The sequence below is a fragment of the Acidobacteriota bacterium genome (genome assembly GCA_012729555.1).
Taxonomy (GTDB): Bacteria; Acidobacteriota; UBA6911; order UBA6911; family UBA6911; genus UBA6911.
Map to the genome: position 1 here is coordinate 32,258 of JAAYCX010000091.1, position 22,907 is coordinate 55,164.

Annotated in this window: 19 protein-coding genes; 4 read left to right on the plus strand and 15 right to left on the minus strand. The window is 60.3% G+C overall.

What is annotated here, in order from left to right:
• The first annotated feature begins 18 nt into the window (after positions 1 to 18).
• Together GXY47_16065 and GXY47_16070 are read left to right on the plus strand one after the other, a co-directional pair.
• Positions 19 to 1,101: an Mrp/NBP35 family ATP-binding protein gene (locus tag GXY47_16065; protein NLV32658.1), complete on the plus strand. Its 1,083-nt coding sequence runs from the start codon at positions 19 to 21 to the stop codon at positions 1,099 to 1,101.
• Positions 1,101 to 2,060 (plus strand): glycosyltransferase family 9 protein, encoded by a 960-nt coding sequence (locus GXY47_16070; protein ID NLV32659.1) that lies wholly within the window; start codon positions 1,101 to 1,103, stop codon positions 2,058 to 2,060. The genes GXY47_16065 and GXY47_16070 overlap by 1 nt, the downstream gene beginning before the upstream one ends.
• Here GXY47_16070 and GXY47_16075 read toward each other — a convergent pair.
• On the minus strand, positions 2,021 to 2,992 hold the full coding sequence (locus GXY47_16075; protein ID NLV32660.1) for a calcium/sodium antiporter: 972 nt from the start codon (positions 2,990 to 2,992) through the stop codon (positions 2,021 to 2,023). The two genes, GXY47_16070 and GXY47_16075, sit on opposite strands and share 40 nt — an antisense overlap.
• A 200-nt stretch (positions 2,993 to 3,192) precedes the next feature.
• On the opposite strand from GXY47_16075, the gene GXY47_16080 reads away from it, so the two are divergent.
• On the plus strand, positions 3,193 to 5,667 hold the full coding sequence (locus GXY47_16080) for a transporter substrate-binding domain-containing protein (GenBank protein ID NLV32661.1): 2,475 nt from the start codon (positions 3,193 to 3,195) through the stop codon (positions 5,665 to 5,667).
• A 494-nt stretch (positions 5,668 to 6,161) separates the two neighbouring features.
• On the opposite strand, the gene GXY47_16085 is transcribed toward GXY47_16080, so the two are convergent.
• From GXY47_16085 to GXY47_16150, 14 genes are all read right to left on the minus strand, one after another.
• Positions 6,162 to 8,546 (minus strand): DEAD/DEAH box helicase family protein, encoded by a 2,385-nt coding sequence (locus GXY47_16085; GenBank protein ID NLV32662.1) that lies wholly within the window; start codon positions 8,544 to 8,546, stop codon positions 6,162 to 6,164.
• A 193-nt stretch (positions 8,547 to 8,739) separates the two neighbouring features.
• Positions 8,740 to 9,405, minus strand: coding sequence for an RNA ligase family protein (locus tag GXY47_16090; protein NLV32663.1), 666 nt, complete (start codon positions 9,403 to 9,405; stop codon positions 8,740 to 8,742).
• Positions 9,406 to 9,449: 44 nt separating this feature from the next.
• On the minus strand, positions 9,450 to 9,980 hold the full coding sequence (locus GXY47_16095) for a hypothetical protein (GenBank protein NLV32664.1): 531 nt from the start codon (positions 9,978 to 9,980) through the stop codon (positions 9,450 to 9,452).
• The gene (locus tag GXY47_16100; protein NLV32665.1) at positions 9,977 to 11,380 is read right to left on the minus strand and encodes a DUF3696 domain-containing protein; all 1,404 of its coding nucleotides are present in this window, start codon (positions 11,378 to 11,380) and stop codon (positions 9,977 to 9,979) included. The genes GXY47_16095 and GXY47_16100 overlap by 4 nt, the downstream gene beginning before the upstream one ends.
• Positions 11,381 to 11,636: 256 nt before the next feature.
• Positions 11,637 to 12,263, minus strand: a complete 627-nt coding sequence (locus tag GXY47_16105) for a PIN domain-containing protein (protein NLV32666.1) — start codon at positions 12,261 to 12,263, stop codon at positions 11,637 to 11,639.
• Positions 12,263 to 12,613 (minus strand): STAS-like domain-containing protein, encoded by a 351-nt coding sequence (locus GXY47_16110; GenBank protein NLV32667.1) that lies wholly within the window; start codon positions 12,611 to 12,613, stop codon positions 12,263 to 12,265. The genes GXY47_16105 and GXY47_16110 overlap by 1 nt, the downstream gene beginning before the upstream one ends.
• Positions 12,614 to 12,638: 25 nt before the next feature.
• Positions 12,639 to 13,538 carry a HAMP domain-containing histidine kinase gene (locus GXY47_16115; protein NLV32668.1) on the minus strand — a complete coding sequence of 300 codons (900 nt, stop codon included), beginning with the start codon at positions 13,536 to 13,538 and terminating at the stop codon, positions 12,639 to 12,641.
• Positions 13,539 to 13,653: 115 nt separating this feature from the next.
• A complete protein-coding gene (locus tag GXY47_16120) occupies positions 13,654 to 14,736 on the minus strand; it encodes a hypothetical protein (protein NLV32669.1) in 1,083 nt (360 codons plus the stop codon).
• Positions 14,733 to 16,262 (minus strand): SAM-dependent DNA methyltransferase, encoded by a 1,530-nt coding sequence (locus tag GXY47_16125; GenBank protein NLV32670.1) that lies wholly within the window; start codon positions 16,260 to 16,262, stop codon positions 14,733 to 14,735. Before GXY47_16125 ends, GXY47_16120 begins: the two co-directional genes overlap by 4 nt.
• Positions 16,263 to 16,280: 18 nt before the next feature.
• Positions 16,281 to 18,626: a DEAD/DEAH box helicase family protein gene (locus GXY47_16130; GenBank protein NLV32671.1), complete on the minus strand. Its 2,346-nt coding sequence runs from the start codon at positions 18,624 to 18,626 to the stop codon at positions 16,281 to 16,283.
• Positions 18,623 to 18,847, minus strand: a complete 225-nt coding sequence (locus GXY47_16135) for a helix-turn-helix transcriptional regulator (GenBank protein NLV32672.1) — start codon at positions 18,845 to 18,847, stop codon at positions 18,623 to 18,625. Before GXY47_16135 ends, GXY47_16130 begins: the two co-directional genes overlap by 4 nt.
• The gene (locus GXY47_16140) at positions 18,844 to 19,173 is read right to left on the minus strand and encodes a hypothetical protein (GenBank protein NLV32673.1); all 330 of its coding nucleotides are present in this window, start codon (positions 19,171 to 19,173) and stop codon (positions 18,844 to 18,846) included. The genes GXY47_16135 and GXY47_16140 overlap by 4 nt, the downstream gene beginning before the upstream one ends.
• Positions 19,170 to 19,352: a hypothetical protein gene (locus GXY47_16145; GenBank protein NLV32674.1), complete on the minus strand. Its 183-nt coding sequence runs from the start codon at positions 19,350 to 19,352 to the stop codon at positions 19,170 to 19,172. The genes GXY47_16140 and GXY47_16145 overlap by 4 nt, the downstream gene beginning before the upstream one ends.
• A 199-nt stretch (positions 19,353 to 19,551) precedes the next feature.
• Positions 19,552 to 19,794, minus strand: a complete 243-nt coding sequence (locus GXY47_16150; GenBank protein NLV32675.1) for a GIY-YIG nuclease family protein — start codon at positions 19,792 to 19,794, stop codon at positions 19,552 to 19,554.
• A gap of 1,794 nt (positions 19,795 to 21,588) precedes the next feature.
• Between GXY47_16150 and GXY47_16155 the strand changes: the two genes are divergently transcribed.
• On the plus strand, positions 21,589 to 22,788 hold the full coding sequence (locus GXY47_16155; GenBank protein NLV32676.1) for a TolC family protein: 1,200 nt from the start codon (positions 21,589 to 21,591) through the stop codon (positions 22,786 to 22,788).
• Positions 22,789 to 22,907: the final 119 nt, after the last annotated feature.

A 22,907-nucleotide genomic window follows, 5' to 3' on the forward strand; every position in this document is an offset into this window, starting at 1 on the left:
TTTCAAAAGGATTTTGATATGTCGAATGATGCAGCGCCCCGTGAGCAGGATATCCTGGATGCTCTCAGAAAGGTCGAGGATCCGGACCTCCACAAGGACATCGTCACCCTGAATTTCATCAAGAACCTCGAGATCGAGGCCGGCACCGTGTCCTTTACGATCGAGCTCACCACCCCCGCCTGCCCGGTCAAGAAGGAGATGGAGCAGTGGGCGCGCGAGGCGGTGCTCGCGGTTCCCGGGGTGAGCGACGTGCGGATCACCATGTCGGCGGCCGTGACGCGGGGGACCGCGGGGGAGGGGAAACAGTCGGTCCCCGGCGTCAGGAACATCGTCGCCGTGGGGAGCGGCAAGGGAGGGGTCGGCAAGTCCACCGTGACCGTGAACATCGCCGTGGCGCTGGCACAGACGGGGGCCGCGGTCGGGATCCTCGACGCGGACATCTACGGGCCGAACGTCCCCCTGATGATGGGGATCGACGGGAGGCCCCGGGCGGTCGGGGACCGCATCCAGACGCTGTCGAACTACGGCGTGCGGGTGATGTCGATGGGCTTTCTGACCGACCGTGACGACCAGCCCCTGATCTGGCGCGGGCCGATGCTGCACGGCGTGATCCAGCAGTTCATCCGCCAGGTGGACTGGGGGGGGCTGGACTACCTCCTCGTCGACCTCCCCCCGGGAACGGGCGACGTCCAGCTCAGCCTGACCCAAACCGTACCCCTGATGGGGGCCGTGATCGTCAGCACGCCGCAGGACGTGGCGCTGCAGGACGCGCGCAAGGCGATTGCGATGTTCCGCCAGGTGAACGTGGAGATCCTGGGGATCGTGGAGAACATGTCCTATTTCCAGTGCCCCAAATGCGGCGAGCGGACCCCCATCTTCAGCCATGGCGGCGGGTCGGCCACGGCCTCCCGATACGGGGTCCCCTTTCTCGGCGAGGTGCCGCTCGACGTCTCGCTGCGCGAAGGGGGGGACGCGGGCAGGCCGGTGACGGCCCTGGCCCCCGATTCGGCCGTCGGCGAAGCCTTCCGGCGGATCGCCGAGCACGTGGCCGCGCAGGTGAGCATCGCCAACTCCCGCAACGTCGGGGTCGTCATCGAGTAGTGCGCACCCTTGTCCTTCACCCCGGCGCCCTGGGGGACGTCCTTTTGGCGCTCCCGGCGCTGGGGGCCCTCGGCCGGGCGGAGCCCGGGGCGGAGATCACCCTGGCGTGCGGCCCGGCGCTGCCCGCCCCCATGCTGGCGGGGTTCGCGGACAGGGTCCTCCCCCTTTCCGCGTTCCCGCTCCACCGCCTCCACGGCCCCGATCCTCCGACGGAGCCGGACATCCGCCTGTGGGAGAGCTACGACCGGGTCGTCTCCTGGACCGGGGCCGCCAACGACCTTTTCGTCCGCAACCTGCGCGGGATCCACCCCGGCGCGATCGTCGCCCCCTGGCGCCCGGCGCCGGGCGAGGCGCGCCACGTCTCGCGCATCTTCATCGATTCCCTGGGCCTCGGGCCGGAGCCGGCCGGAGGCCGAACGGCCGTGCGGATCCACCCTGACAGCGCCTCCCTGGAAGAAGGGGGGCGGTGGCTCCGGGAGCAGGGGTGGGAGGGGAAGAGGGCGCTCGCGATGCTGCACCCCGGGGCGGGGTCGTCCGGGAAGCGCTGGCCCCCCGAAAATTTCACCGCATTGGCCCGCCGCCTGGCGGGTCGGAACGACCTCGAGCTCATCCTCATGGAGGGCCCGGCGGAGGAGGGGCTCGCGCGGCAGATGGCCGAAGCGGTCCCGGGGTCGCTGCCGTGCGAGGGACTGCCGCTCGGGCCCCTGGCGGGAGTCCTCGGGCATTGCCGGTTTTTCATCGGGAACGATTCGGGGGTGACCCATCTCGCCGCCGCGCTGGGGGTTCCGACCGTCACCCTTTTCGGGCCCACCGCGCCCGAACAGTGGGCCCCCCTCGGGGAGAGCGTGACGGTCCTCCGGGACGGGGCGGGCCGCCTGGCAGGCATCACCGTCGACGCCGTCCTCGAGGCGATGAGGAATCAGCCGGCGAAGGCGCCCTGGAGCAGCCAGATATTGTAGGCGACGTAGGCGACCAGGAGCAGGCTCCCCTCCCAGCGATTGATGCGGCGCGGGCTCCAGAACCCGTACCCCATGACGAAGAGCGACACGGTCAGGACCGACATCGCCAGGATGTCGCGGGAGAAGACCTCGGGCGCGGCCGCGACGGGGTGGATCGCCCCGGCGATGCCGACCACGGCCAGGGTGTTGAACAGGTTCGACCCGATGACGTTGCCGAGGGCGATGTCGTGTTCGTTGCGGCGGGCGGCGGCGAGCGACGACGCCAGTTCCGGCAGGGAAGTGCCCACGGCCACGATGGTGAGGCCGATGACGAGATCGCTGATCCCGAAGCCGCGAGCGACCTCCACGGCCCCCCAGACCAGCGCCCGGGAACTGACGATCAGCACCGCGAGGCCCACGAGGAGGCGCAGCGCCGCGCGCCGCGGGGGGAGGGGACGGATCTGGAGCTCCCTTTCCATTTCGCTCCCGAAGTCGTCGGTCTTCCGCTGCAGCCCCTCCCGGATCGACCAGGCCATCAGGGCGCCGAAGACCAGGAGCAGCCCGGCCGCGTCCAGCCTGGTGATCCGCCCGTCCCACGCCTGCCAGGCCGCGAGTCCCGTGACGGCGGCCAGGACCGGCAGCTCGCGCCGCAGGACGCTCGAGTGGACGGCGATGGGGCTGACGAGGGCCGTCAGCCCGAGAATGAGGGCGATGTTGGCGATGTTGGAGCCGTAGGCGTTCCCGAGCGCGATCCCGGGGTTCCCCTCGATCGAGGCGATGGCCGACACCACCATCTCCGGCGCCGAGGTGCCGAATCCCACGATCACCATCCCGATCAAAAGCGCCGGCAGCCCGAAGTGGCGCGCCAGCGCGGCCGCCCCGTCCACGAACCAGTCCGCGCTCCAGATCAGGAGCGCGAGCCCCGCAACGATGGCCAAAGACGCTATCAGCATATCTCCCCGGAATCAAAAAACCCCATCATACCCCAATCCGCCCCGGCTTTCATGCGCGGACCGGGACGCCAACCCCGGGACCGGCTATTCGGGATTTCCGTCCGGGCGCCTTTTATGATAAAAGCTATCGCAATGCGCCGCAGTCGCGGGACTCGATGGCGTGACATCCGGCCGTCCGCCGGAACGGGTGACTCATGGAAATGAAGCGAATCCTCCTGCTGATGGCGGTGTTTGTGCTGGCGGCCGGAGGCGCCGGAATCTGCCGGGGCCAGGCGGGCCGCGCCACGGAGCGCGGGGCCAGGCCGGCGAGCACGGGGGGGGAAGAAGCCGGGAAGCGACGGGTGCGTTTCGGCGTCTACGAGAACCGGCCGAAGATCTACACCGATGACGCGGGAAAGGGCGCGGGCATCTTCGGCGAAGTCCTCGAGGCGATAGCGCGGCAGGAAGGGTGGAACCTCGTTGCGATCCGCTGCGACTGGGACCGGTGCCTCGACGAGCTGCGGGACGGGCGCATCGACCTCATGCCCGACGTCGCCATCTCGGACGAGCGGGAGAGGGAGTTTGACTTCCACAGCGAGGAGGTCCTCAGCAGCTGGTCGACCCTTTACGCCCGCAAGGGCGCCCGGATCCGAAGCATTCCCGACCTGGACGGCCGGCGCATCGCCGTGCTCTCCGGCTCCGTCCAGAAGACGGCGCTCGAACGGCTGCTGAAAGGTTTCGGATTCCAGGCCGAGTTCATCGAGGCGGATTCGTTCGCCGAGGCGTACCGCCTGACGAGCGGGGGAAGCGCCGACGCGGTCGCGTCGAACCAGTATTTCGGCGACTATTATCACGGGCGGTACCGGCTGGAAAAGACTCCGATCGTTTTCCACCCGGTGTCGCTCTACTACGCCGCCCGCGCCGGGGCGGGCGGCAACCTGCTCGAGGCGATCGACCGGAACCTGCGGAGGATGAAGGCAGAGCCCCGGTCGGCCTACTACCGGGCTCTCGAGCGCTGGATGGAGCGGCCTCCCCGGGTCGTCGTTCCCCGGTACCTCTTCTGGATCGTGGGGGGGATCGCCGCCCTCCTGGCGGCGGCGCTCGCGTTGCTGCTGCTCTTCCGCCGGCAGCTGCGCCTCCGGACGCGGCACCTGGCCGAGAGCAACGATAAACTGCGCGACAGCGAGGCCAAGTTCCGGGATCTCTTCCATAACCATTCGGCGGTGAAGCTCCTCATCGATCCCTCCGACGGCGCCATCGTCGAAGCCAACCGGGCGGCCGAGCGGTTTTACGGGTGGACCGCCGCCCAGCTCTGCGGAATGAGGATCGGGGAGATCAGCACCCTCTCCCCCGAACAGATCCGGGAGGAAATGGACCGGTTCCGGGATAGGGAGCGGGCGCATTTCGAGTCCCGCCACCGGCTGGCCGACGGGTCGATCCGGGATGTCGCCGTCTTCGGCAGCGGCATCGAGATCCGGGGAAGGAGGCTGCTCCACACAATCGTCCACGACATCACCGAGCGCCGCCGGCTCGAAAGCCACCTCCGCCAGGCCCAGAAGATGGAGGCGGTCGGCCGCCTGGCGGGAGGGGTGGCGCACGACTACAACAACATGCTCGGCGTGATCCTGGGGTACGCGGAGATGGGCATGGAGCAGGTGGAACCGGGCGGCCCGCCGGAGGAATGCTTCGGCGAAATCCTGAAGGCGGCGGGTCATTCCGCTGAGATCACCCGGCAGCTGCTGGCCTTCGCCCGGGTCCAGACCGTGAGCCCCAAAAGCCTGGACCTCGACGGCGCGGTGGAATCAAGCCTCAACATGCTGCGGCGCCTGATCGGGGAGCAGATCGAGTTGGAGTGGGTTCCGGCCGCGGGGCTCTGGCCGGTCAGGATCGATCCGGGGCAGCTGAGCCAGGTCCTGGTCAACCTCTGCGTCAACGCGCGCGACGCCATCGCCGATGTCGGGCGGATCGTCATCCAAACGGAAAACGCCGTTGTCGACCAAACCCTTGCCGACGGGAACGAAGGCATGCGGGCGGGCGAGTATGTCCTCCTGTCGGTCAGCGACGACGGCTGCGGCATGGACGCCGAAACGCTCGAACATCTTTTCGAGCCCTTCTTCTCCACCAAGGAGCTGGGCAGGGGATTGGGGCTGGGCTTGGCCACCGTCTACGGCATCGTCAAGCAGAACGGCGGGTACCTTCACGTCCAGAGCGATAAGGGGAAGGGGACGACGCTGAGGGTCTATTTCCCCCGGCACGCTGCGGCGCCCGATGCGCAACTGCCCGGGGAGCCGGTGGAGACCCCCGCGGGGCGGGGCGAAACCCTGCTCCTGGTCGAGGACGACGCTTCGGTCCGTGGGATGGCCCGCCGCATGCTCGAAAAGCTCGGTTACAGGGTGCTCGAGGCGGCTTCGCCCGCCGAGGCGACGGCGACGGCCGACGCCCAAGCCGGCGCCATCGACCTCGTGATCACCGACGTGGTGATGCCCGCGATGAACGGCCGCGACCTGGCCCGGGCGCTGCGGGCCCGTCATGCCGGCCTCAGGGTCCTCTTCATGTCCGGCCACTCCGCCGAGGCCGTCCCGGGCGCCCCCGAGGCCCCGCCCTCCCCGTTTCTGCAAAAGCCCTTTTCGATGAAGGACCTGGCCGCCGGGGTTCGATCGGCGCTGGCCGCTCCCGAAGGCGCCTGGACAGTCTGACCGGATGCCCACTGATTCTTTCGGCTTCCGGTTCGCCGCCCGGGGCCACTTTGCGATATCGCGCGGGGTTCCCCCTGCGTTGACGTTGCCGAACGAGTAGACCGACCAGGAGGTGAATAACGGGCCTATCGTATGGCGTAGCTGGCCACCTCCTGCTTGTCGCGGGAGCCAAACGACTTGATCTCAGGATTCGAGAGCAACCGCTCCACCTTCTGGCCGGACAGCCTGCCGCCTTTGATCCGGGTGGCGCAATGTGAGCCAGGAGCTCCTGGACTCATCAATCATGGCGGTGGGGCTGGGGATCACTGGGGTGATTCGGATAGTCTCGGTTTGCAGCATGAACCAATATTGCGCCCATTTACACCCAATCGAACCGCACAATCCCGGCTTCGTCACCACCCGACTCGTGCCGGTCCGGCGGCCCCGATCGGAAATGGAGCGGCGAACTTGAAGAGGCCGGCTGTCCTGTTTCATGTTGGTACCTTTTCGTAAAATCACGGCATCGGTCGGATGTCATACCCCATAGCCCGGTAGCCGCGCTGGCGCTTATCCCACATGCGGGCAAGCTGGGGGTGATCGGGTTCGACGTAGTCGTATACCCGCACATCCCGCTTATCGGTATGCTCACGGTGCAGGCGTCCGGCGTATTGCTGCAAGGTTCCTTTCCATGAAATCGGCATGGCCAGCACCAAAGTATCGAGGGGCGGATGGTCGAAACCTTCACCGATCAGGCGGCCAGTGGCCAGCAAGACCCTGGGTGCCGCCTTGTCCAATGCCTCCAGTTCGGCGAATATGGCTGTCCGCTGCTTCCTCGGCAGACGGCCATGCAGGATGAAGCAGTGTTCTGCCCCCATTTCCATCGCATCCCGCAGCAGTGCCAGATGATCTGTTCGCTCGGTGAGCACCAGTACCTTCCGCCCTTCCCGGTAGGCGGCCAGCACATCCGCGGCGATGCGCCGGTTGCGGATCGCATCGCCCGCGAGGATGCGGAACACACCCTGGATCGGCGAATCCGGGGGGATTTCCGGCGCGGGCAGCGCTTTCGGCCACACCTCCAGCCTGGAGGGGGCGGTTTCGGATCGATCGGCAATGTGGCGGATCGGTCCGCACTGCATGAAGATGATCGGCTGATGACCGTCGCGCCGTATTGGGGTGGCGGTCAAACCCACCACAAACTTTCCCCTCGCCTGCTTGAGTATCCGCTCGAACGAAAACGCCGACAGGTGGTGGCATTCGTCGACGATGACCTGTCCGTACTGATCCAGCAATTCGCCCAGATCCTCCCGCCGGGAGAGCGACTGCATGACAGCGATGTCGATCCTGCCGGACGGCTTTTTCCTGCCGCCGCCGATCACGCCCAGTCCGCCCTTGGGGATTTCCAGGAACCCGGTCAATCGTTCCCGCCACTGGCGCAGCAGCTCGGTACGATGCACCAGCACCAGGGTGCTCACTTTACGCCGGGCAATCAGGGCTGCGGCTGCGATCGTCTTGCCAAAGGCCGTCGGGGCGCTGAGGACACCAATGTCATGCTTGAGCATCTCGCGAACCGCCGCTTTCTGGTCCTGGCGCAAGGAGCCGGTGAATCTGACTGCCACTTTTCGTCCGGGCAAGCGCTCGTCCAGCAGATCTGGACGGATGTCGTTCTCCTGCAACAGGTCGAGTACGGCATCGAGGCAGCCACGGGGCAGACCGATATGCCGCGCGTAGTTGTCGGCGCAGCCGATGATGCGCGGCTTGTTCCACACCGGCAGGCGCATGGCCTGGGCCCGGTAAAACTCCGGATTCTGGAAGGCGGCGAGCCGGATCAGGCGGTTGACCAACGGTTGCGGCAGATCGGCCTTGGCTATGAAAACCTGGTTGGCCAGTACCAGGGCTAGCGACCGCGGCAGCGGACCGGCAATCCGGACGGGTATAGGTGATGGCCGCTGCCATGGCTTGCTGTCGTCCTCATCGGCTGCAAAGGCTACATCCAGGGGGTGGTGACCTCTGCTGGCCCGCAGGATGGTGTCTTCCAGATCCCGTCGGGACAGCGCGCGGATGGATGCCAGAAAGGCCCACTGGTCTGGATAAGGTTGCAACCCCTCATCGACGAACACGCTGCGCCCCGATTCCCTCGGCTGTTTCTGCAAGGGGAGCGCGATCAGGTTGCCGAAGCCCCCCTTGGCTATGGTGTCCTGGTTGGGAAACAGGCGGTCATAGCTGGCCAGGGACAATTGCCGGGTCCGGTCGCAGGTATGACTGATCAGTGCGGTCCCAAGCTGCCGGGCTTCACGGGCCGGGACCGGATCGACAAAAAAGATCCAGGCATGTGCTCCATTGCCGGAGCGGGAAATTTCCAGCGCCGCCGGAATGCCGAGTTCCCGGCAGGATTGCATGTAGGCCCCGGCGTCCTCCCGCCAGTCGGCTCCATCGAAGTCCACCGCGAGAAAATGGCAGTTGTTATCGCGGAGGAGCGGGTAGACGCCGATGGTTTGTTTCCCTGCCAGGTGGTCATAGATCACTTGATCGGTCACCGGCAGCAACCGGCGCTGGTGGCAGTCGCCGCATTTCACCCGGGGTTTATGACAAACGCCAGGTTTCCACTCGTTACCGCAGGCCGGGGAATAGCCTGAGGTGCCCTTGGCCGACTCCCAGCGCTGGGGGTAGACGTCCTCCCGTCCCCGGAACAGCCGGCGGAACAGGGCGATTTTATCGTCAATGCTGAAATGGATTGGACCTGGAGCCGGTTCCGCCATGGCGGGAACGGGGGAAGGAGCGGTCGGTTCTTCCCAATCCATGCCGTGCTGGGTCAGTAATTCCCTGAGGCGGGTGATCTCCTCGCGTAGCCGCCGGAGTTCGTCCTTTTCATTCAGGCTCTTGTCACTCTTCGGTAAATCCATACTCCGCCATCAGCATGTCGTTGGGGAACCATGGTTTCCAAGTCACCCCCCATGTCACCCCCCAAGTCAGCCCCCAGGATGTCGCAGCTTTTGTCATAGCTCTGTCATAGCTCAGTGTGGCAAGTCATGTCGCGAGTTTGTCGAAAGCTCACGCCCCAATCTGTCGCACCACAATATGGCCAAGCGTACTGCATCAAGATAAGCTCCGTCGATTATTCGAGAGATTCGTTCCTGTCTTTAGACGGTTCGGCTTGATGGCGGAACTCGACCAATGTTGTTCAACTGCCTGTATAAATGTGGGGCGAACAAGTTTGGCTCGATGTTCAAGCCAGTGACCGTGATCAATTCGCAAATAAATCCCTTCAGCAGGCTGATTGGTCAGTTTTGATTGCGATAAGAGTCCTCGAATCTCGGGATAGTTAAACCGACCGCGCGCAATGCATGGTATTTTGATAATTTGCATTTCATCTAAGAGCCGATCCCGGCGCGCCGTGGCCAGAAAGCGACCTGCCTCCCGGTCATAAATATCAAAGGCGAGAAACCAGTCCGGCAGACGATCGTAAAAAACTGAGTGCCGGGCATAGCACCACTCGCCAAACAGGATGTATCGGTCAGAGAGATGCTCGAAAAGCGCATCGGTGTGGAACGCCAGCCATTCGCCAAGTTTTTTCCACTGTCCTGAGCCGGGCAGATGCAAATAGGCCCCCCTGTTCTGGGCGCGGATATTCCCATCGGCATCAAACGAGAGCCCCAGGTTTGCTCCGTCCACTTTTTCTTCTATGGTCACCTCATGCGTCAGGAATTCATCACGTTCTGATTCTGTCAGAACCTTATCACCCCTGATGTTAACCCCCGGCATGGTCGCCAGATGAGGTGTTGAGGGAAATTTGAAAAAATCGTCTTTCACGGCTCCATCTTCTCGAGATATTTGCCTTCAACATACCCAGGGCAAAGGAACTGGACGGTAATCCCAACCTCAGCCAGGGCATCCTTCCATCCCCACCATTTGCTGTCGGTAGCCTGCAATATCGGCGGTTTGTCCACATGGGCGTTGGCCACAGCGACAAACTTGCGGTCTGATTTGTCGAAATCGTTCAGGGCGTCATGCGTGGGGAATTCTTGGTATGAATCGCCATTTATGGTGATAGTCACTCTGCTGCAATACTCTGGGTTATACCGGTGATCGTTCACCCACTTCATGAAGGCATCGCCCATACCCGGCTGTCCCTTCATGGAAAGCTGCTGCCGGTATTCATCGAAAATTTCGTCTCCCGCATCGATGATCAGGCCACGTTTATTTATGACGTGCTCAACCACCTTAATGCATGCCAGCACACAGGCGTCGGATACGTCAGAGTCCGGGTCCGGCTGGGTGGCGAGATTGGCCGTCTTCGGCACATTTGTATCCACCAGACATTTCTTCGGCAGGATCATGCGGAGGCCTCCGTCTTTACGGCTTTTTGCATCCTCTTCTCCATGGCGGCCTTGGCCTGCTCGGTTATGTCGCCCATTTCATCGCCAAAGAAGTTCTCCGGCCAATTCTGAATGTTACCGAAGATATCGATTTTCAAAGGCTCCAGGGTTGCGGGTGTCTTGGTGATATTGGCGAAATAGGCTGATACTTTTTCTTGCGGGACCGCATCTTCGGCGATACGGCGCTGCAGGCGGCGCAGAAAATGCTCCGAGTGGGTCTCGATAACCAGTTGAATGTTCCTGTCTGCCCCGTCTTCCCGTGAGTTGATAACATCGATCATTACATCGGCCAGCGCCGACTGCGCATTCGGATGCAGGTGGATCTCCGGCTGTTCCATGAGGATGATCGACCCGGAGGGAGCGTAAAAACACTGCACAAGAACCGGAAGAACCTGTGATATGCCGAAACCGACGTCCGGGAGATCGACCCAGTCTCTTGATCCCTTGGTGCGAACCTTGACCTCGTACTCCTGCCGCTGCTCCGATATCGGGTTGACCTTGAATTCCTCGATCAGTCCCATTTCCTTGAGCTTGAGGGCAATGATCTCCTCAAAAGGTTTGGCTGGCCGTTTGTAACGCAGACTGATCTTCCGAGTTCGTGCCGCAAGAATCGCCGCGACGGTATTTTCCCCCGCATAGCCGACACTCTCAGGCTCCATCCCGGTCCATGAATACAGACGCTCCGCCTTGGTGCGCAGAGGTCCAAGATAACAGAGAGATCGGTACAGCTTTTCATGGCGCAGGTTAAACTCCTGAACGAAGTCCGCGTTCTGGTGATAGGCGACCACCTCATCAGGGAAGCCGTAAAACCGGACCGGAGCACCGGGATACCAGACCCGTCCCTGCTTGCGTTTCAGTGTGTAATTGGTCGCTTCCACCTTGTACTCGGACTTGACGTCGGATTTTCGCTCCATGCCGATGGACAGTCGGGATTCATCCTTTTCAAGCAACTCATATTTCAGTTGATCAAGCGCCAGGGTGTACTGGTCTTTATCCCCTAAGCCGACTTCGGCGTGAAAGGAGAGGTTGTCGCCGGAAAAGGTCTGACCGGTCAGCGGGTCTTTGAACTTCAGTATTTCTGGCAAGGACCAGCGATAGTCAAAGGTGATCTTATTTTTCGGATCGCGATGAAAGACCATCTCCTGGTAGGAGCCGAGCTGAACGGCCGAGTTCTTGCCACCCGGATAGAACACCGCTTTTCTGTCTGGTGACTCCGCAGTCTGCTTCAGCATCATCAGGAACTGGCCGATGCTGGACTTGCCCGAACTGTTAGCGCCAAAAAACAGGGAAATGGAAGCCATGCGAATGGTGCCGGTATCCTTCCAGCCCTTAAAGTTTTGTATTCGTAATTGTTTCAGCATAATTCCTCTCTCCTGTCTCTATTGCCACTCCGTCCACGGCGTCCGGTGCCTTCCATGGCCGTTCGGCCTGGTCCAGAGTCAACCGGGTGCCCTCGATGTGGGTGGTGCGCCTTCCGAATCAGCGCCTGTTCGCCTAGCTCACGCACCCAGTCGGCGGAGCTCTGTGCCGCCTCCAGAAAACCGCGCGCCCGTTCGATTGGGGTGATCGCCTGGGTCATGCGGTTGGTTATGGTGAACTGGGGCTGGAATGAGGAGGTCATCTAATGATCAACCTCCCTTGGGCGCGGGCCGCCTGGATAACATTTCGGTTGGCAGTAAAAACCTGAATGCCGGGAACGGTGGCGAAATCGCCATCATCGGTGATAACCTGCACCACGCCATGGCTTCGCATGGATTCGAGAATGAACAGATCGTAGCCGTCGACCTTTTCAGTTTGCAGCCGATTCAGAGCGGCGGTGGCCGTAGGAGAATCGATGGTGACGGTCAACGGTTCTGCAAGACTGGCTACCTGCGCCCAGGCAGCTTGAATTTCAGTGATTACGCGAGTCCGTTGAGCGGCGAAGTTATGCCGATACTCCTTGGCCTTGATGCTGGTCCCGGTGCTCGCCTCATGGATTTCCCGCTCGGTCTTTTCGATGGTGTGGGAAAGCTCAGCGAGCGACAGGCCGCAGCAGCACACCTTGCCGTTGCCCGCGACGGCGCCCTGTACAAAAGCTGCGTACTGGGCCATCAAGGCCGCTCGCCAGTCTGGCTCGCCATGTCCGGCGTTCGAATAGGTCATCCAGAGCCAGACATTGGAATCAACAAGAAAATAATCCGAGCTTTTCGGGGTCGTGTGTCCGATATCAAACACATCCGCCTGCACGGCATATTGCACGCTCATCAGTCCATCTCCTCAAGAATCCTGGCCAGCGTGTCGTCAACCGCCTTCTTGGTGGCCGGATCGCGGTGATAGGCCTCGGCGTTCTTCAAAACCAGATCGAGGGTCAGCCTCTGGGATTCGGACGGATTCTCAAAAGCAAGCAGCCGGTCCAGTTGTTGCCGGTCAAAATATTTGAACAACGGGCCGATGGCGTTGTTGAGGAACAGGGAAAGGAGCGTCTTCACCCCGGCAAGGTTGATGGTGACAGTCTCGCGCGCCAGCAGGCGCGGTTCGATTTCGGCCAGTAGTTTCTGGCCCTGTTCGGCGGTGATGCAGCGCTCGCCGATGAATTGATCAAGTTTTATATTCATAACCAGCTCCATTCACCTCGCCGTGTCACTCTAGGGGAGCTTCCCCAGCCAGGAAGTAATGTTTTTCGTCGCAGACCAGTTTGATATGAAAAACCGTACCCTCAAAAGTAGGGGTAAACGAGTCGTAGATTTCCCGATCCGCTGTAATCTTGGCAAAACCATCATTGCTGAAAACCTGCATGGTTCCCCGGTTTACCCTGATAAAGGACTTGAGCAGATCAAGCCCCACCCCGCGGCTGGTCGAGTCGGGTTTGGTGGTGTGCATTTTTTGAAATGCCCACTTCAAACAGTCGCCGGCCTTGAGCTTTTCGGCAGGCAGATCGGGTCGAATCTTTTTCAGATAACCACGCACGTTGGCCGGAATGCCCATGCCGAAATCGACTAGGGTCAAATGCAGTTCATTCAACTGCGGGAAATACTGACCGCAGGAGAAAACACCGATCTGGGATTCCGAATGCTCGAAGGCATTGACATAGAGCTCCAGCACCCGCTCGACAATGGCGTTCTTCAGCGCCTCGCTGACATGGGTATGCACCCAGCCCTTGCCGAGCCAGTTATTCGACAGGTAGTCAGCGACTTCATCGGGATGAAACTCCCGATCTTCCCGGTAGGGTATCGAAGTGCCATTCCAGGGCGAGGCGGCATCCCCAAAGGCGCAAGCGAAGCCGTTTTGCCGAATGGTGGTTCTGACCCACGAATTGTACAGCGTGCCCCAGTCGAAAATGACCGATCCCTTGCGTGACTCGACCAATCGTGCCAGGCCGCCGAGAAAGGCGACGGCGTTCGGCCGCAGGAAGCTACAGCGGGAAAAGTCGAAGCGAATATCCTCGAAGTAGTCATTCGCCTCGCTCCAGATCCCGAACAACCGCGCGAAATCGTACGGCCTATCGTTCAGGGTTGGAATCTGGATCACCTTCTGTGCCATGCCTACAGTTCCCCCCGGAACGCCTTGGCAAGCAGGGCGGACTGGAATTGCTCTAGCTCTTGTGCTGTCTCTCTTTGTAGTAATTCCAACTCCGCCAGTCTCTCTTGGAAGATTGTCAGTTCATCAATGACAGCTTTCTGCTTCTCGGTGTCTGGTATTGGTATGTGAGGTTGCTCCAGGCTGGCGTTTCAAGTTTCTTGGTTCCATGGCCAGCCGTTTCGACCATGCCCTGCAAAATATCATTGGCCCCCCAAAGCATATGGGCGAGGTAATCGGCCGCAATTCCCTTTGCTGGCACAATGGCTTTCATGTCCTGGTTGATTGCGCAAGGCACTTCGGAAACAGCAACAGGAACATAGCGGGCCAATATCATTCCACGGACGACAAAGAACACAGATCCAGCTGGAATAAGTTTTGCGGAAGATTCCGAAATCGCTGTTTCGGTGATCTGCTCGGAGGAAGCAGTGATGCGAAAGGTTTTCATCTCCTTGGGGGCAACCCACGGGATATCTCCATGCCAGTAATCATCCCGCTTCTTTGATGGTGTGCCCCCTCCCATTACCTTGCCGCACTTGCCAAGCGGCTTTACTGGGAAGTCTGACAGAAGTGATTGATATATATTCCGTCTTATATGGAAAAACTGAGTGGCGATTTGAGCCACCGCCTCCTGCCGCAGTTTTCGGGCCTCTTCGGCGCGGCGGCTTAGCTCCTCGATCCGCGCCACGATCCGGCGTTGTTCGTCGATGGGAGGGATGGGGATTTTGTATGATTTTAGATCAGGAGTTCGTATACGAGGCATCTTAGCCCCATCCATCTTTGTTCTGGAGTATTCAATAAATTGTGGGCTTCGAAGACATAAAGCCAACCATTCTCTCGACAAACTATCTTCTTTAGGCCTTAAGGGAAGAATGTCAGTGGAGCAAATACCTTCCTTGTCTGGCAAAACAACTTTGTTTAGGTATGGCCTAAGTTTCCCAAATAAGACATGTGAGGAATCAAAGCGGAACTTGCCACTCAGGATGGTTGCACCTTGAACAGACTGAAGATTTACTAACCGACCTGTCCCGGATTCGACGTTTTCAAGAGCAATATAATTAAACTGGGTTTCGGGCGATTCACTTGGCAGCACTTGTTTCGTATCAATATCGATACGTTCGACCAAAGAAACTCGTTCCCAGTTGGCATGCAAGCCACTCATTCCCCATTCCCTCCGGCCAGCAATTCCTGCATCTCGCTGATCAGCCCGAGAATCCGCTCTTCCTTGGCGGCGACCGAGGCCAGAATCTCCTCCGGCTCAGCGTGCTCGACCGTCTCCGCCTCGATCAGGCCGAGACCAGAAAGGGTCATGTTGTAACCGTTGTCGATGATCCGCTTCGCCGGAACCAGCCAGGCGCGGCCTTCTTCGGTTTTCCGTTTCGGCCACATGGCGAGCAGGTCGGGAAAGTCATTTCGGTACTGGCTGCCGAACTTGCGGGCTTTGGAAAGGGACGAGCCGTCGCCGTCCACCTTGAAGAACCAGACGTTCTCGGTGGCCCTGCCGGTGTTCCGGAAGATGAAGAAACAGGTGGGGTTGGGTGTGTAGGGCTCGAACATCCCTTTGGGCAGGATCACCACCGCCTGCAGATCGAACTCGCGCAGCAGCCGCTCCTTGACGGTGACGTGGCTTCCGGTATCGCCAAAAAGGATGCCGTTGGGGAAGATAATCCCGGCGGTGCCGCCGGGCCGCAGGCTGCGAAGGGCATGGGCCAGAAAGAGGACGTATTTGTCGCCCTTTTCGATGCGCAGCGAGCGCTTGGCATCGCCCCGCGATCCGGAGAAGGGCGGATTTTCGAGGATGTAGTCGAACTCGATTTCGTCCCATTTGTCCTCGCCGCCGCAGATGGAGTCGCGCTGGACCATGGGGCAGCGGTCGAAGCCGTGGAGCATGGCGTTCATGGCGGCCATGCGCAGGATGTCCTGATCGCCGTCGAAGCCGTAAAAGGCCCCGGTCTGCAGGAAATCCCACTGGGCGCGGCTGAGCTTGTCGCCGATGCCGATCTTTCGCACTCCGCCGTCGGGCGACGCCTTTTCGTGAACGAATTCCGGGCTGGTGTTGGCCAGCAGCATGTGCTCGTAGGCGGCGATCAGAAAACCGCCGGAGCCGCAGGCCGGGTCGCAGACGGTGCCGCCGATCTTGGGATCGACCATCTGGGTCAGCACCCGAATCAGGTGGCGCGGGGTGCGGAACTGGGCCGCCTTTTTCTGCCCGCCCAGTTCGCTGGCTAGGTATTCGAAGAGATCGCCCTTGACGTCGGCATCCATGCCGAGAAAGGAGATGGGCGCGATGATGTCCACCGCCCGCCGCAGGGTCGCCCCGTTGGGGATAACGATGGCGGCGTTGCGGAAAATTGCCCGCGCCCCCTGGGAGAGCTCCGGGTGCCTGGCCAGCAGCGGCAGGGTGTCGCGCAGGGTGCGCAGCATGGCCTCATTGTCCGGATTGGAGGTAAGCACACTCCAGCGCAGGGGGTCGAAATCGAATTCCTCATTCCCTTCCTTGAACGTGCCGAACAAGGTGCGGTAGTTGCCGTTGCGGGCCTCCTGCTGTTCGTGGTCCATCTCCTCCAGCATCTTCAGAAAGAGCAGGTAGGAGATCTGGGTGACATAGGTGATGGGGTTGGTGACGTTGTTGTCCCACATCACCTTGCAGAGGGATTTGAGGGTGTTTTGCAGTTGACCGCTGTCCATCAGGAATCCTTATCTTTATTACGCCACAAGAAGGGCGTTCAGTTCGTCGACCATTTCCAGGAGCTGTTCCTTGCCGAAAAGCTGTTCCATACGGGTCAATCCGCCCCAGAGGGAGAACGGCGGCTGGCTGAAGAGACGCATGGTGATCTCCTCGCCGGTCATAACCCGCGCCTTGAGCAGTCGAAGCATCTGAGCCTGGGCCGGGTTGATGCTGCTGGAGTGTTCGGAGACCCAGGCATTGAAGGCTTTCTCGATGCGCTCGTCCCGGGTGAGGAACCGATCAAGCCCCAGGGCCACACGGATGAAATCGGTGAGTGAGCCGGTGGGCTGCTCGAAGGCCCGGCGCAGTGTCTCTTCGTTGAAATAGTGCCGGGGCGAGTTGAGACGGCGAGCGAGCGCCTCCCATTCCTCGTCGGCCAGTTCCTCGCCACGAAAGATCTTTTCCACCGCCGGATCGGTGCGCTTGAGCTCGACCACCTTCTTTTCCCATTCCTCGCGGTAGGTCTTGCGATCCATGGCCAGCCCTTCCGGACCAACCAGAATGATCTCGCGGGAGCGGATTTCGTCGTCGAGCGAACCCTCGGCAATGGTGAGAAACTCGCGATGACCGCCCTCGGGATAGGTGGTGCCAGTTTCCGGCTGCGGCACGTCGCCTTCTTCAATCTCGCCGGTTTCGGCCGGGCGCGAACCGGGAGAGACGCCGACCAGCTTCGGTTTGTCGTACCGCTCGCCGGGGTCGTTGAACCGCTTCGAGTTGCCGACAAAGTCGTAGATGATGAATTCTTCCTTGCCGATCTTCGGGCACAGGCGGCTGCCGCGTCCACGCATCTGAGCGTATTTGATAGGCGACTTGGTCGGCCGCAGCATGATCAGGTTTTCGATGTTCTTCTGATCGTAACCAGTGTCGAGCATGTCCACGGATACGGCGACCAGCGGCAACGGGTCGTATTTGAATTCATCGATAATCGGCTTGGGGTTACCGTTGTTGGTGTAGCAGGTGATCTTCTTGGCGAAGCTCTGCCGCACCTCGGACGGCGAACGGTTGATCTGCCCGGCGATGCGCAGACAGTCTTCATCGGAAAGCAGCTTGTTGAATAAGCGTACAAGGATCGACGCCTGTTTTTCCGACACCGCAAAGACTATGGTCTTGCGCGGCCTGACCCTGGCCCGTTCGGCGTCAGCGGCGTAGTATTCCTGCAGGATGGTCTTGAGTCGGTCCTCGGATTCCACGTCGCGGCCCCAGGCACCGGGCTTGATCTCTTCGTCCTCCCACTCGGCCCCTTCGAAGGTCAAAACGCTTTCGGCGTGATAGACGCGATACTTGGTGAGATACCCATCGTTGATGCCGCGCTGGATGCCGTACTCAAAGGTAGGGCGGCCTTCTTTCTTGGCTGCGTCCCAACAATCAAAAAAGATGTAGGTGTTGCGAACCAGACGGCGCTCGTGTTCGCTGATAAAGTGCAATTCTCCGGGGTTGGGGGTAGCGGTCAGGCCGACGTGTATGGCGTCGAAGTGACCGAGCGTGGCCCGGTGAGTATTGTAGATGGAACGGTGGCATTCGTCGGTGACCACCAGGTCGAAATACCCATGGCCGAAACCGTTACCGCCAAGTTGGGTAGCAATGGTGTCCAGGGTGCCGACAACGATCTGCCCTTCCAGGCTGCGCTTGCCGCCGTAAAGGATGACCGTCGGCCAGTCGCGCAGGTATTCGTCGAAGGTTTCCTTGGCCTGTTTGGCCAATTCGATGCGGTCGACCAGAAAGAGCACGCGGGAGATGATGGCTGTTTGCAGCCAGCGCTTCATCAGCATGGCGATGGTCAGGGTCTTGCCCGTACCGGTGGCCATTTCAAAGAGCATGCGTCGCCGACCGGCGATGAGCGCGTCATCCGCTTTTTGCAGACATTCAAGCTGGTAAGGACGTGCTTCGACCTCCTCACCCTTGAAATCGAAACGGTGCGGCAGGGGTTGCAGTGAGAGGCTCAGCCGGATGTCTCCCTTACGGTGGACCTTGATATTGGCCCTCCGTTCGAGATCGGCCTGGCTGGGGAAACCCATCACCGGCCGGGCATCGCCATCGGTGTAATCCCAGAAATAGTGTTCCTGGCCATTGCTCAGGATGACAAAAGGCGCTTTCAGCGTCAGGGCATACGCCTTGGCCTGCTCCTTGGCAGTGTATGGATCGACGGCAAAACGCTTGGCCTCGAGAACTGCAAGCGGACGGCTCCGGGTATCCTTCAAGAGGTAATCGGCACGGCCGTCGGCGGCAGCTTCCTCCGTGGAGACCTGCGCTTTGTTGGTGATGCACCAACCTGCCTGCTCAAGCAGCCTGTCAATCACAATGCGGGCATCAGCTTCTGTATTCATAGTTCCTTCCCCTCAACGAGAAAGCCATCCTTTCTTTTCTGTTTGCAAAACTGCTCGAATTGCCGCTGAGCCAGCTTCGACGGCACGGTCTTGCCGTTCTCCCACCGGTTGACCGTGGCGAAGCTGACCCCGAGGGCGTGGGCCAGTTCCTCCTGGGAGAGCGCCAGCAGCCGCCGGACCTCCTTGACCGTTTCCGGGAAGTTTTCGGGTTGGCGGATCATGGCCATGGGATATCTCCTGCTGATTGGACGAGGCGCAGCAGGCCGGGCGCGACGTTCCACTGGTGGCCGTCGTCGGTGGCGACGCTGATGGTCTTCTTGTTGAGGCGCAGCACCATGCCTTCGAGCATCCGGCCGTCCGGGGCCTGGAAGCCGACCCGGTCGCCCCTGGTGAAGCTCGTCATCAGCGTGGTGGCGCGGGCCTGGGAGATGAGCTTGAGCCGCTCGACGATCAGACGGTTGAGAAAAAGGAGATCGTCTTCGTTCAATCGCTTGATCGCCTCGACGGCGGAAACGCGATCGACGATCTTGACGCTGCCGGGTTTCATGACTTTTCCTCGGGTTTGAACACCATGAGCAGCGGCCGCAATTCGGGCACGTCGTCACGGGTGATGCTCCTCGGAGCATGGTCGTCGTCGGCGGTCCTGGCCGCGAACTCCTCCCGGGCCGGGCAGGTGAGTTCCCGAAGTTCCAGGACCAGATTCGACCTTCGCTGGTGACGATCCAACAGATTTCTCCTTGGAGATGCCGCTGGTGGGGCGACGATATCATTCATAACAGTTGATGTAACACATGATATAGCATGGATGGGACGGCAGATGTCAAGCAGGATTGTGTTTCAACCTTCGCTGAAGATTCAGCGTTCGCCAAAGCTTCAGCCTTCGCTAAAGCTCCGGCTGACAAGACTTGCAGTCTGGTGGCGGCTTTTACCACAGGCGCTTGTTGGCAAACGCCCGGCCGGATCCTGTTTTCAAGTACTGTTCGAAAGCAGTAGCGCGCCGATCGTCGTCAAAACGAATAGCGGTGACAATGCGCCACGGCGGATATTTGGAGGTATGAGGAGAACCGCCCTGATTGTGGGTGACCAGACGTTGCCGGAGGTTTTTCGTCGAACCGACATAGCGTTGTTCGGGATGGGAGAGACTCTGGAGCAGGTAGACGTATCTCATCTTTGTGAACCCGTTCGGGGCCTGCCTGGGACTACAGATAATCTAATGAAGCGAGGGGGAATTGAGCCAACAAAAGAGGGGGTCGGTCACATCATACTGGGGGGGGGGCCTCCTTCGTCCGCCTGCGCTGACGCTCCGGCGAACTACGGCGGCCCGCCTGCGCTGAAGCTCCGGCGGACTACGTCAAGGCTCCGGCCTGCCGGCCGAAGCCTTGATATGCGCATTTCATCATTTTCTAAAGTCCGGTTGGGCCTGCGTGGGGATTCGGATTCTCTAATGAAACAAGGGTAAGTTGGGCCAAGATGATGGGAGAGTAGGTCACATCATACTGGGGGCCCTCCTTCGTCCGCCTGCGCTGATGCTCCGGCGGACTACGGCGGCCCGCCTGCGCTGAAGCTCCGGCGGACTACGTCAAGGCTCCGGCCTGCCGGCCGAAGCCTTGGCGAAGGCTGGTGGAGGACTGGGAGTCCTGGCTCGACCAACCATCCTTGGCGAGAATATGGGCCAAATCGTTCCCTGTCTATGACTTGTGGTCGGCCAAGAATGACTTCTCTCCAAAGGCGAGAGAGGAAGCAAAATTGACTCGGATTTCCTTTTTCGCTCCAGCCTACTTCTCCAACGCCATAGCAAACCCTGGATTGAATGTTGGATTCCCGTCGATCACCGGATAGACGAAAGGATTGCGCAGATCACTCGAGTTGTCTCCAGCATGTACTCGCGTGAGTCGTGGGAATGGCCTTGAATCCAAAGACGCGGCTCCCGGCCCAGGGTCAGCTCGTTCACATCGCATACGGACAATCGATTTGGAGGGCTGGATCGGAGACGGAGACCAACGGAAAAACCGGGTTGGGCTTAACACGGGCGCTTGCCTTGGACGGGAATAAGGAATATCAAAGATTTGTTTTCAGATGAAGATCTAGGGTAATATCGCAACTGTGTCCGAGGAAGGGTTGAAAGACAAACTGAAATGATACGACCCAAACGTACGATTATGATGGCGCTGGTGGCGCTGTTGGTAGCAGGTGGGCTGGGAAATGCCCACGGGGTGGTGTTGTGCTTGGCGGCTGACGGCCACGTTGAGATCGAGTCGGAGCCGGAAAAGTGTTGCTCGGGCCTCCTCTCGGCAAGGAGCGGCTCAAGAGAACTTGCAGCGCGAGAGCTAGTAGATGCCCCCGGCAACTCTTCTCATTGTGGACCCTGCGTTGACATACCCATCGGGATTGGTGATCCCACAATACAGAAGAACCTGATTCTTCAGAACTCGCCATCCCCTGTGAAGCCTCTGGCGGCCGTGGCTTCGGGCTACACTTTCGGTCCTTCAGAGGCTTCTTTGGGGCAGAGCGCACCAACCGTGCGACGCGCCGATGATGGAACGCTATCTTCTCTCAGGACGACCGTCCTTCTAATCTGATTCCCCTCCTGTTTCTTCAGTCCCTTTTCCATGCCCGAATTGTGTCCGTGCTCATACCATGCGAGGACACGGCAATTACAGGAGGAAAGTACCATGTCAACCCTCATCAATCGCGATTCCCGCGCGACTTTCGCAGTGTTGGTCACGGGCCTATTGCTAGTTGGCGGGATCGGCTGCGCCACCACAGACACCGAGACTGCCAAGTCTAAGCGAGTCAATCCTATCGTCGAGCAAGCGAAGGCGCATGGCCACACGCCTTGGCGATACAGAGGATTTCGAGGACGTAGAAGCATGCGTCCTCGCTACAAGGCACAGAAGCCTATATTCCCCTGCAAGCAGTGCGACGGAGGAATTGACGTGGTAAGCAAAGAGGTTGACGGCCAATGATTACTGTCTTTCAATTAACGTACAGGGCATCTCAGTATTGCCTAGGTGTCGCTCTTTTGTTGGCGTTTGCAGCTAACGGGAGTGCTCAAGAATTGGCCCCTTCCGCGTCGACAGAGGCGAGCGAAAGAGCCAGCAAGGACAATCCAGCCGACGGGACGGAGTTGGGCGCCCTAACCCTGCCCGACGCCCTATCGTTGGCCCTTCGGGAGAGCCCGATTCTAGCCGCCTTCACATGGGATATTCGGGCTGCAGATGCAATGGTCCAGCAGGCTGGCCTGAGACCAAACCCAGAACTCTCGGTAGTAATTGAGGAGGTGCGTTGGACTTCGGGGCCTTCCGAGAAGACGCGATCAACCACTATCTCCGGTGCTCTTGAACCCGGGACCCTAACCATTCCGGGGATGAACGGGCAACCATCGATAGATCTGCCTGTGATCCGAGCCAACCCTGCGTCGGGATGGGAATGGGAGAAGGTGCAGGGGGCTCGTTCCGGCTTCAGTGAGTCCGAGTTGACCATCAGCATCGCGCAACCGATTCAGCTCGGGAAGAAGCGCGCAAAGCGCGTCGCGGTTGCTGAACGGGAAAAGGAACTGGTCCTCTGGGATTACCAGGCGGCACGGGCCGACGTCCTGGCTCAAACGGCCTCGGACTTCGTTGAGGTGCTCGCCGCCCAGGAGCACGTGGCCCTAGATAGGGAACTGGTCGAGCTGGCCGAAGAGATTGTTCGAACGTTTTCACTCCGCGTAAAGGCAGGCCAGGTATCTCCGCTGGAGCTGTCTCGGGCGGAAGTAGCGCTTGCCACTACTCGCGCCACTCTTGAAGAAAGCCTTACGGGGCTTGAAGCGGCGCGTGCGGTCCTTGCTTCGAACTGGGGAAGCAAACGCGCTACGTTCGCGCGAGCCGTCGGGCGATTGGACGAAACTAGCCCTGTGCCCGGGATCGAAGAATTGGAAGCCAGAGTGAATCGAAATCCAGATATGGCACGCTGGTCTTCTGAATTGGCGGCTCGCAGGGCGGACTTCACGCTTGAGCGGGCTCAGCGCATTCCGGACCTTACGGTCGAGCTTGGGTTCCGCAGCGCGGGCCTGGCCGACCGCAAGGCAACACAGTACGGGTTCGGTTCTGCCGGCGACTTCGGCTTCACGCGAAGTGAGACCGGATACAGCGCCGACAGAGATAACAGTCTGGTTTGTTAGCAGGCTTTTGAAAGGGAGCCATTTTCAGGAGGTTAATCGGGAGCCATTTTCACGGCAGACAGACTGATCCCATACTCTCTGCTTTATTTCATCGCAAGATTTTCCTTCCGCAATCAACG